General features: G+C 66.9%; 6 protein-coding genes and 5 pseudogenes. All 11 read left to right on the top strand.

The genetic code is table 11. The annotated features are described in order from the left end of the window. Nucleotides 1-883: pseudogene (gene coaBC / locus GJ629_RS11750) on the top strand (bifunctional phosphopantothenoylcysteine decarboxylase/phosphopantothenate--cysteine ligase CoaBC); the annotation flags it as partial. Nucleotides 884-1,013: 130 nt separating this feature from the next. Continuing rightward, nucleotides 1,014-2,054 carry a monovalent cation/H+ antiporter subunit E gene (locus tag GJ629_RS11745; protein ID WP_370515890.1) on the top strand — a complete coding sequence of 347 codons (1,041 nt, stop codon included), beginning with the start codon at nucleotides 1,014-1,016 and terminating at the stop codon, nucleotides 2,052-2,054. Continuing rightward, nucleotides 2,051-2,320, top strand: a complete 270-nt coding sequence (locus GJ629_RS11740; protein WP_370515889.1) for a cation:proton antiporter — start codon at nucleotides 2,051-2,053, stop codon at nucleotides 2,318-2,320. Before GJ629_RS11745 ends, GJ629_RS11740 begins: the two co-directional genes overlap by 4 nt. Then, complete coding sequence (mnhG, locus tag GJ629_RS11735; RefSeq protein WP_157513236.1) at nucleotides 2,317-2,631, top strand: monovalent cation/H(+) antiporter subunit G; 315 nt, start codon at nucleotides 2,317-2,319, stop codon at nucleotides 2,629-2,631. Before GJ629_RS11740 ends, mnhG begins: the two co-directional genes overlap by 4 nt. Next, nucleotides 2,628-3,165, top strand: a pseudogene (locus GJ629_RS11730) (DUF4040 domain-containing protein). The gene mnhG and the pseudogene GJ629_RS11730 overlap by 4 nt, the downstream one beginning before the upstream one ends. Then, a pseudogene (locus tag GJ629_RS11725) lies at nucleotides 3,162-3,661 on the top strand (MnhB domain-containing protein). Before GJ629_RS11730 ends, GJ629_RS11725 begins: the two co-directional pseudogenes overlap by 4 nt. Then, nucleotides 3,658-4,014, top strand: a complete 357-nt coding sequence (locus tag GJ629_RS11720; protein WP_157513235.1) for a cation:proton antiporter subunit C — start codon at nucleotides 3,658-3,660, stop codon at nucleotides 4,012-4,014. The pseudogene GJ629_RS11725 and the gene GJ629_RS11720 overlap by 4 nt, the downstream one beginning before the upstream one ends. Next, a pseudogene (locus tag GJ629_RS18045) lies at nucleotides 4,007-5,521 on the top strand (monovalent cation/H+ antiporter subunit D family protein). Before GJ629_RS11720 ends, GJ629_RS18045 begins: the two are co-directional and overlap by 8 nt. Next, nucleotides 5,518-7,290 (top strand): cation:proton antiporter, encoded by a 1,773-nt coding sequence (locus tag GJ629_RS11710; protein ID WP_157513234.1) that lies wholly within the window; start codon nucleotides 5,518-5,520, stop codon nucleotides 7,288-7,290. The pseudogene GJ629_RS18045 and the gene GJ629_RS11710 overlap by 4 nt, the downstream one beginning before the upstream one ends. Further along, nucleotides 7,290-9,056 carry a Na(+)/H(+) antiporter subunit D gene (locus tag GJ629_RS11705; RefSeq protein WP_157513233.1) on the top strand — a complete coding sequence of 589 codons (1,767 nt, stop codon included), beginning with the start codon at nucleotides 7,290-7,292 and terminating at the stop codon, nucleotides 9,054-9,056. The genes GJ629_RS11710 and GJ629_RS11705 overlap by 1 nt, the downstream gene beginning before the upstream one ends. A gap of 256 nt (nucleotides 9,057-9,312) precedes the next feature. Further along, nucleotides 9,313-9,381: pseudogene (locus GJ629_RS18040) on the top strand (archaellin/type IV pilin N-terminal domain-containing protein); the annotation flags it as partial.

Raw genomic sequence — 9,381 nt, 5'->3', positions numbered from 1 at the left:
TCGGGAAGATAGCGGCCGCGATAGACGACACGCCGGTGACGACGTGCGCGACGACGGCGCTCGGGGCCGGCGTGCCGACGGTCGTCGTCCCGGCGATGCACGAACCGATGTACGACCACCCCGCGTCGCCGACGCCATCGACCGCGTCGAGTCGTGGGGCGTCGAGTTCGTCGACCCCAGAGTCGAGGAGGGGAAAGCGAAGATAGCCAGCGACGAGGCCATCGTCACCGGCGTCGCGCGAGCGGTGTCCGAGCGGCCGCTGGAAGGGAGACACGTCGTCGTCACCAGCGGTGCGACGACGGAGTCAATCGACCCGATACGGACGCTGTCGAACCGCGCCTCCGGGAAGACGGGGCGAGCGGTCGCGCGGGCCTGCCACGTCCGTGGGGCCGAGGTGACACTGATCCACGACGGGCTGGACGTTCACTACGCGGACGTCGAAAGGGTCGAGAGCGCCGCGGAGATGACGGCGGCGGCGATGGACGCCGCCGAGACGGCCGACGCGCTGGTCTCGGCGGCCGCCATCGGGGACTACACCGTCGAGACGGCCGACGAGAAGCTCAGGTCCGGCCGGGAGTCGCTGACCATCGAGTTGTCGCCGACGCCGAAACTACTCGACACCGTCCGGGAGGCCTACCCCGACTTGCCGATGGTGGGGTTCAAAGCCGAGAGCGAGGGCGACGACGCGGCGATAATCGGACGGGCGCGGACGCTGCGTGACCGCGTCGACCTCGCGTTCGTCGTCGCCAACAACGCGAGCGTGATGGGCGACAGCGAGACGCGGGCGCTGTTGGTCGACGACGGGCCCGACCCGACGACCGTCACGGGCGAGAAGTCGGCGCTCGGGGCGGCCGTCGCCGACCGTCTCGGGTCGGAACTGTAACGGAGAATCGAACAGTTCGCCGGTATCTCGAAAGAAATCTTTTAAAACGCGTGGGACAACGTTCAGGTGATAAATCGATGCCCGTACATCCCTCCGAGAGAGTGGTGCCTGTACCGGTGAGGTGGTCCCGGTGAGCGCCGGGCGCCTCCTCGTGCCGGTGTCGGAGTCCTCGACGCTCCGAAACACCGTCGCGTACGCCGTCGAACAGGCGTTCGAGAGCGCGGGTGAGAGCGACCGGGCGGCGTCGATCCACTTCGTCTTCCCGCTCTCCGAGCGCTACACCTACGGGACCGAACCGCAAGCGGCCGACGAGGCGCAGTCGCTGCTCGACCGGGTCGCGGTGTGGGCCGAGGAGGACCTCGGCGACAACGCCGACGCCGTCGAGATAGAGACCGCGCTGGTCGGCACCGAAGAGTACCTCTTCAGTCCCGGCGACTACGCGGACGTGTTGGTCCGCTACGCCGAGGCACACAGCCTCGACCGGGCGGTGTTCGACCCCGAGTTCAATCCGCTCGGGACGACGCCGCTGCTCCCGCCGCTGGAGAACGAGATGCGGCGCGCGGGCTTAGATGTCGAGGACGCGCCGGTCCAGCGGAGTCGACGGAGTCCGCTGTTGGTACAGCGCGGGACCGTCGCGCAGTTTCTGGCGCTGTTCGCGGCGTCGTTCGGCTTCTACCTCGTCCTCGCGGGGTCGCTGGCGACGTTCGAGTTGGTCACGGGCGCGATCAGCGCCGGCATCGTCGCCGTCGTCCTGTGGGGCGTCTCGCTGACGACGCCGCTGCGGCCCGGCCGGACGGTGATGCAGTTCCTGCGGTTGTTGCTGTACATCCCGTATCTCCTGTGGGAGATTGCGAAGGCGAACCTCCAGGTCGCGTACGTGGTCCTCCACCCGGACCTCCCCATCGACCCAAAGATGGTGGAGTTCGACGCCGCGGTCTGGTCGCCGCTGCCCATCACGACGCTGGCGAACAGCATCACGCTGACGCCGGGGACGCTGACCGTCGACGTGTCCAAGCGGCAGTTTATGGTCCACTCGTTGACCGAGAGCTCACGCGAGGGGCTGTTCGGCGGTGCGCTCGAACGCGCGGTCCGGTTCGTGTTCTACGGCCGGGCGGCCGCCCGCATCCCGAGTCCGAGAGAACGGTCCGGCGAGGAGGGAGAAGAGACGTGATCGACCAGATACTGCTGGTCGCGGCGGCGGCGTTCGTCGGCACCTCGCTGGTCGGCGTCTACCGCATCGCCGCCGGACCGACGATGCCCGACCGCGTCATCGCCATCAACGTCGTCGGGTCGAACGTCGTCATCGTCATCGCCCTGCTCGCGGCCGCCATCGGCGAACCCGGCGCGCTGGACATCGCGCTGGTGTACGCACTCCTGAACTTCCTGTTGAGCATCGCCATCTCGAAGTTCTCGGTCGAGCGCGGAGGTGTGCTATGACGCCCACGGAGATTCTCGTCCTCGTGCTGGCTGCCGGCGGCGTGTTCTTCTCGCTCGTCGCCGCCGTCGGTCTGGTCCGGATGCCGGACCTGTACACGCGGGCACACAGCAGTTCCAAAAGCGAGACCCTCGGTGCCGTGCTGGCGCTTGCGGCCGTCGCCATCGCCTTCGGGACACAGCTCTCGACGATCAAGGCAGTCCTGCTATTGGTCTTTATGTTCCTCACGAACCCGACGGCCGCACACGCCATCACGCGGGCGTCGGCCGAACAGGGAATCGAACCGTGGACGACGGAGGACGACGACCCATGACGGGGTTGCTCGAAGCCGCGCTGTTGGTGTTCGTCCTGTCCTGTGCCGTCGCGGCGGCGGCGCTGCGGGACGTCCTCGCCGCGGTCATCGCCTTCAGCGCCTACAGCCTCGGTATCGCCATCATCTGGGTGCTCTTTAGAGCCCCCGACGTAGGCCTCACAGAGGCCGCCGTCGGGGCCGGCATTATGACGATACTGTTCCTCGTGACCATCGCCAAGACGGTCCGGCCGTCCATCGAGAAGACGTTCGAAGGGGTCGACGGGCGTGCGCTGGTCGTCTCGGTCGCGCTGGTCGCGGCGCTGTCGACGACGGTGTTCGCGCTGCCGGCGGTCGGCGACGGCGGGTCCGCGGTCGCTACCGACGACGTGACGAACTACTACCTCGACAACGCGTACGAGGAGACGGAGGTCAAAAAACGCCGTGACGGCCGTGCTCGCGGCCTACCGCGGATTCGACACGCTGGGCGAGGCGGTCGTCGTCTACGCCGCCGGTGTGAGTTTGCTCGTCGTGCTTCGAAGGGAGGTGTTTAGATGAGCGACCGGCAGGGAGAACAGAGCGACCCGGAAGACGACGACACCGTCCAGAAGCCACAGGGCCCCTACGTCGAGAGTCCCATCATTATGACGACGGTGCGGGTCATCGCGCCGTTCGTGTTCACGCTCGGGTTGTTCGTGATGTTCCACGGGGCGGACTCCTCCGGCGGCGGGTTCCAGGGCGGGGTCATCGTCGGCACCGTCGTCCTGATGCTCGGCATCGCCTTCGGCATCGAGACGACCAGAGAGTGGATCGGCCCACAGCTACCGATCGCCGTCATCGGCGTCGGCGTGCTATCGTTCCTGCTGATCGGCACCGGATCGGTGGTGGTCGGCGGCGGGTTCCTCGAGTACGCCGCCTACGCATCAGCCACGGCGTCAAGTACGGTATCGAGTTGGTCGAACTCGCAATCGGGCTGATCGTGGCCGGCATCGTGACCGGCCTGTTCTTCGTCATTGCCGCGGGGATGGCGGAGGACGGAGGTGACAACGCATGATAGAGGCTCTCGGAGACAGGGTATTCTACCTCGCAACCTTCCTGTTGCTGGGTATCGGGACGTACATGATGATCGGCAACGACAACCTCGTGAAGAAGGTCATCGGGATGAACATCTTCCAGACGGGCATCTTCCTGTTTTTCATCGCCTCGGCCTTCGTCGACGGGGCCAGCCCGCCGCTTTTGAGCGCCGCGGGCCCGTACGTCAGTCCCCTGCCGCACGTCCTCATCCTCACCGCCATCGTCGTCGGGGTGAGTCTCACGGCCGTCGCGCTGGGACTGATCGTCCGCATCTACGACGAGTACGGGACGCTGAACGAGGAGACCATCCAGAAGGTGATGGGCGATGAGTGACCTCGTCGCGCTGTTGGTCGCGCTGCCCATCTTCGGCTCTATCGTGGCGTTTCTGGCCAGCCTCGTCCGTTCGGAGACGGGGTGGCCGATAGCCGTCGCCACCACGGCCGTCCAAGTCCTCGCGGCGGGCGTGCTGCGACGCGGGCCTTTGGCGACGAACCGGTCCGGTACGTCGTCGGCGGGTTCACCGCGCCGTTCGGTATCGAACTCGTCGTCGACGGCCTCTCGGCGACGATGGCGCTGCTCGTGGCCGTCGTCGCCCTCGGCGTCCTCGGCTACGCCCGCGTCGCCGGGCCGCGGACCAACGCCTTCTACGCGACGTACCTGCTGTTGGTCACCGGGCTGACCGGGATGAGCATCACCGGGGACGTGTTCAACATGTACGTCTTCCTCGAGATTACCGGGCTGGCCGCGTACGCGCTGGTGGCCAGCGGCGACGGCGGCGAGGCGGCGCTGGCGGCGCTGAAGTACCTGCTCGTCGGCACCGTCGGCGCGTCGCTGTTCCTGCTTGGTATCGGCTACGCCTTCGTGGCGACGGGGACGCTCAACATGGCAGACCTCGCCAGCCAGTTGGCGGCGGTGGGCTACACCGACCCGCTGGTACAGGCGTCGTTCGCGCTGCTGGTCGCGGGCCTGTTCGTCAAGGTGGCTGTCTTCCCGGTCCACACGTGGCAGCCCTCGGCATACGCCAGTTCGCCGGACTCGGTGAGCGCGTTCATCTCGGCGCTGGTCTCGACCGTCGCGGCCTACGCGCTGATCCGCATCGTCTTCACCGTCTACACCGTGGAGTTCCTGGAAGCCAACGAGTTCGCGCGGACCGTCCTGCTGACCGGGGCCGCGACGAGCATCGTCCTCGGGAGCGTCATCGCGGTCGCACAGACGGAGATCAAAACGCGTCCTCGCGTACTCCTCCATCTCGCAGTTCGGTCTCGTCGTCGCGGCCATCGGCGTCGCGAACGTCACCGCGCTGACCGGCGCGGTCATCCACCTCGTCGGCCACGCGATCATGAAGGGCGGCCTGTTCCTCGCGACGGGGATCATCAGGCGCAAGACCGGCGCGGAGACCGTCGAGGACTACGAGGGTATCGCCGAACGCCTCCCCATCGGTGCGGGCGCGTTCGGCGTCCTCGCGCTGGCGATGGTCGGCGTCCCGCCGGCAATCGGCTTCGTCGGGAAGTGGTACATCGCGCTGGGGGCCGTCGAGGCCGAGGCGTGGCCCATCGCGGTGGTCATCTTCGCCAGCACGCTGTTGACGCTTGCGTACTTCGCCCGCGTGATCGAACGGATCTACTTCCGGGAGTACGACGGCCCCGCCGACGACACCGACGGCACCGGCGAGATAACCAGTGACGTCGTGGCCGACGGCGGCGGGTTCACGCCGTCGACCGTCTCGTTCGGAATGCGGGCGACGGTGCTTCTCGCGGCCGTCGCGGCGGTGGCGCTCGGTGCCGTCGCCGTCGAGTACGGACAGCTTCTGGAACCGACAATCGAGAGGCTCCTATCATGACAGAGATAACGTCGCTCAGACCGCTCGCTGCAGTGCTCGTCTCGGCAGTCGCCATCGTCCCGATACTCGCCTCCCGCGGCCGGCCGAACCTCCGTGAGTTCTGGACGCTGCTGGCGGCCGGGAGCAAACTCGGCATCGTCGCCAGTATGGTGCCCGGCGTGCTGGCCGGGGACGTCTACGTCACGGACCTCGGGGCGTTCGTCCCGGGCGTCGAGTTCGCGCTCCGGGCTGACACGCTCGGCATCCTCTTCGGTCTGCTGGCGAGTCTGCTGTGGCTGGTCACGAGTTTCTACAGCATCGGCTACATGCGCGGACTGGACGAACACGCCCAGACGCGGTACTTCGCGGCGTTCGCGGGCAGCGTCGCCGCGGCAATCGGCATCGCGTTCGCCTCGAACCTGCTGGTGTTGTTCGTCTTCTACGAGTTGCTGACCGTGGCGACCTACCCGCTGGTCGCCCACGACGAGACGGACGAGGCCCGCGCGGCCGGCCGAAAGTACCTCACCTACACCTTCGGGGGCGGGGTCGCGGTGCTGGCCGGGACGGTGCTGGTCTTCTGGGCGACGGGCAACGTCGGCGCGGCGACCACGTCGTTCAGCGCCGGCGGCATCGCCGCGCTCACGGAGGCCGACCCGAACGTGGCGCGGGCGGCGTTCGGCCTGCTCGTCGCCGGGTTCGGCGTGAAGGCGGCGCTGATGCCGGCCCACTCGTGGCTGCCGGACGCGATGGTCGCGCCGACGCCCGTCTCGGGTCTGCTCCACGCCGTCGCCGTCGTCAAATCCGGCGTCTTCGGCATCGCACGCGTCATCCTCGACGTGTTCGGCCCGGACTTGGTGGCCGACCTCGGGATGGGCATCGTCCTGGCGAGCGTCGCGGCGTTCACCCTCGTCACGGCGAGTATCATCGCCCTGCGACAGGACAACCTCAAGCGGCGGCTGGCGTTCTCGACGATCAGCCAGCTATCCTACATCGTCCTCGGACTGGCGGTGTTGAACCCCGCGTCGCTGGTCGGGGGGCTGTTGCACATCCCCGCTCACGCGTTCATGAAACTCACCCTGTTCTTCTGTGCCGGCGCTATCCACGTCGAGACCCACACCGACGACATCTCGAACATGGCCGGTATCGGCCACCGGATGCCGCTGACGATGACGGCCTTCGGCGTCGCCGCTCTCGGGATGGCAGGCATCCCCTTGGTCGCCGGGTTCGTCAGCAAGTACTTCCTGCTCATCGGGACGGTCACGGCCGGTCAGGTCGTGTTCACGGCCGCGTTGCTCGTCTCGGGCGTCCTCAACATCGCGTACTTCTGGCCCATCGTCTACGCGGCCTTCTTCGAGGACCCGTTCGAGGCCGACGACAAACCGCTGGTCGAGAACGTCCTCGGCGGTTACTTCGGCGGGGACGAAGCGGCGACCGACGGCGGCCGTGACGTCCGGGCCGACGGCGGCCACGACGACGAGGACGACGCGAGTCGGGATCACGACGACGAGGAGATAGAACGCGACGACCACGGCTACGCCGACGACCACGAGGGGCAGGGACCGGTCGACCAACTGGAGGCGGCCGAACACATCGACCACGAACACGGCCACGACGGTGACCCCGAGTGGGAGCACCGGCGCTGGACCGGCGAGGAGTCGACGTGGTTCATGCTCGGTCCCATCCTGTTCGCGGCGACCGGATCGGTCGTCCTCGGTATCGTTCCCGACACGGGCGTCTTCCTCGAAGTCGTCCGTCTCGTCGTCGAGAACGTGACGGGGGTGGCCGTCTGATGGTCGACCCAATCGTCCCGCCGTTCGCCATCGTGCTGGCGGCGGCGCTGGTCATCCCGTTTGTCGGGCGTCGAATCGGCCACGCCATCGGCGTCCTCGCCACGGGTGCGGTGGTGCCGTACGTCTGGCTGGTCGAGGATGGCGCCCACTGGTCGGTCCAGTTGTTCGGCTTCGACGCCGTCCTATTCAACGTCGACTCTTTCAGCGTGCTGATGGGCCTGATATTCGGGTTCATCGCCGCGGCCGCGGTACTGTATTCGTACTACACCGAGGCCGAGTCGACCCAGACAGCCATCGCGCTGACGTACGTCGGGACGAGCCTCGGAGCCGTCTTCGGCGGCGACTGGCTGACCCTGATCTTCTTCTGGGAGCTGATGGCCGTCACCTCGACGCTTCTGGTGTGGCACTACGGCGGCCGGGCGGTCCGCGCTGGCTTCCGGTATGCCCTGCTACACGGCATCGGCGGGACACTCCTGCTTGGCGCGGTGGTCTGGCACTACGTCGAGGTCGGGTCGTTCCTGTTCAGCGCCGCGGAAGGCGGGATGGCCGGCGGCGTCGCGCCGGTGCTGGCCGCTATCGGTATCGGCGTCAACGTCGGGTTCATCGGCCTGCACGCGTGGCTCCCGGACACCTACCCGCGCCCGCACGTCGCGGCGAGCGTCTTCCTCTGTGTCTACACCACCAAGACCGGCGTCTACGGGATGTACCGGGCGTTCCCGGACGGCCAGATAGCCATCGCCTATATGGGCGGACTGATGGCCGTCTTCGGCGCGACGTTCGCGCTGTTCCAGAACGATATGCGCCGCCTGCTGTCCTATCACATCCAGTCGCAGGTCGGCTATATGGTCGCCGGCGTCGGCATCGGGACGACGCTGTCCCAGTCGGGCGCGATGGCCCACGTGTTCAACCACATCCTCTACAAGGGCCTGCTCTTTATGACCGCCGGCGTCGTCATCTACCGGACCCAAGAGGCGAACCTGAAGAAACTCGGCGGACTGGCCCGTGAGATGCCGGTGACGGCGGCGACGTTCAGCGTCGCGGCGCTGTCTATCGCCGGATTCCCGCTGTTCAACGGGTTCGTCAGCAAGGGGATCATCATCTCGGCGAGTCACTACGAGTTCCCGAAAGGACCGCTGTACGTCGGCGGCTTCCACACCCTAGAGATACTGCTGTTGGTCGGTGGCATCGGGACCTTTATGTCGTTCATCAAGTTCGGCTACTACGCGTTCTTCCACGGCGAGTACGAGGGGAGCGTCCCGGACGCCAACCGCGGGCAGACCGTGGCGATGGTGACCGTCGCGGCGCTGTGTATCCTCTTCGGCGTCTTCGACTCGGCGCTGTTCGCCGTCCTGCCCTTCGACGTGACCTCGTCGTCGGCCGTCGGCCACGTCTACACCACGTACACGTTCGACCACGTGGTCGAGGGCGTGGTGCTGGCCGTGGCCGGTCTGATCGGGTTCGTCCTCGTGAAGAAACCGCTGAAGAAACTCGGTCGGATGCCCGACGTCGACAGGGTGTACAACCCGCTGGCGCTGTACGGCGGGCGGGCAGTCGTCGTCGGCGTCACCGAGACGTACGCCGCCGCCGACCGGGCGGCCGTCCGACTGGCCGAGGGGTCCCAGAACGCCGTCGGCGACACGGAGGCGTTCCTCGGGCGCGTGGCCGGACGCGAACGAATCACGGTGCCGACGGGCATCAGCACAAGCGTCGTCCTCGTGGCGCTGGTGCTCGTCGGGATACTCGTCGTCCTGTTACAGGTCGCCTAATACGGCCGTAGGAGGGGACTAACAGTACCACACGGCTGGCGTTATTGCAAGCTGTAATCGCCCACCAGCATTTATGTACGCTGGGCGCTTGCGTAGAGTACGAACGCGCGGCCGAAAGCGGACGGCGCGGGGGATAAGATTCCACCCCTCTCCCACGCCGCTTCTCCGTACGGACCGGTTGGGCATAAAACATGTCCCGCCGTTCGATGGCTGCGCGAACGGTGAACACCATGAAACATGAAACAGCTATTCACAGAACGACGACGCAGTCAGTCCGGTCATCGGCGTGATCCTGATGGTTGTCGATTACAGTTATCCTCGCATG

This window comes from Halapricum sp. CBA1109 (assembly GCF_009741825.1).
In the GTDB taxonomy this organism is placed as follows: Archaea; Halobacteriota; Halobacteria; order Halobacteriales; family Haloarculaceae; genus Halapricum.
Note: the sequence above shows the minus strand (reverse complement) of the source record. Positions and strands in the feature narration are given on the sequence as shown.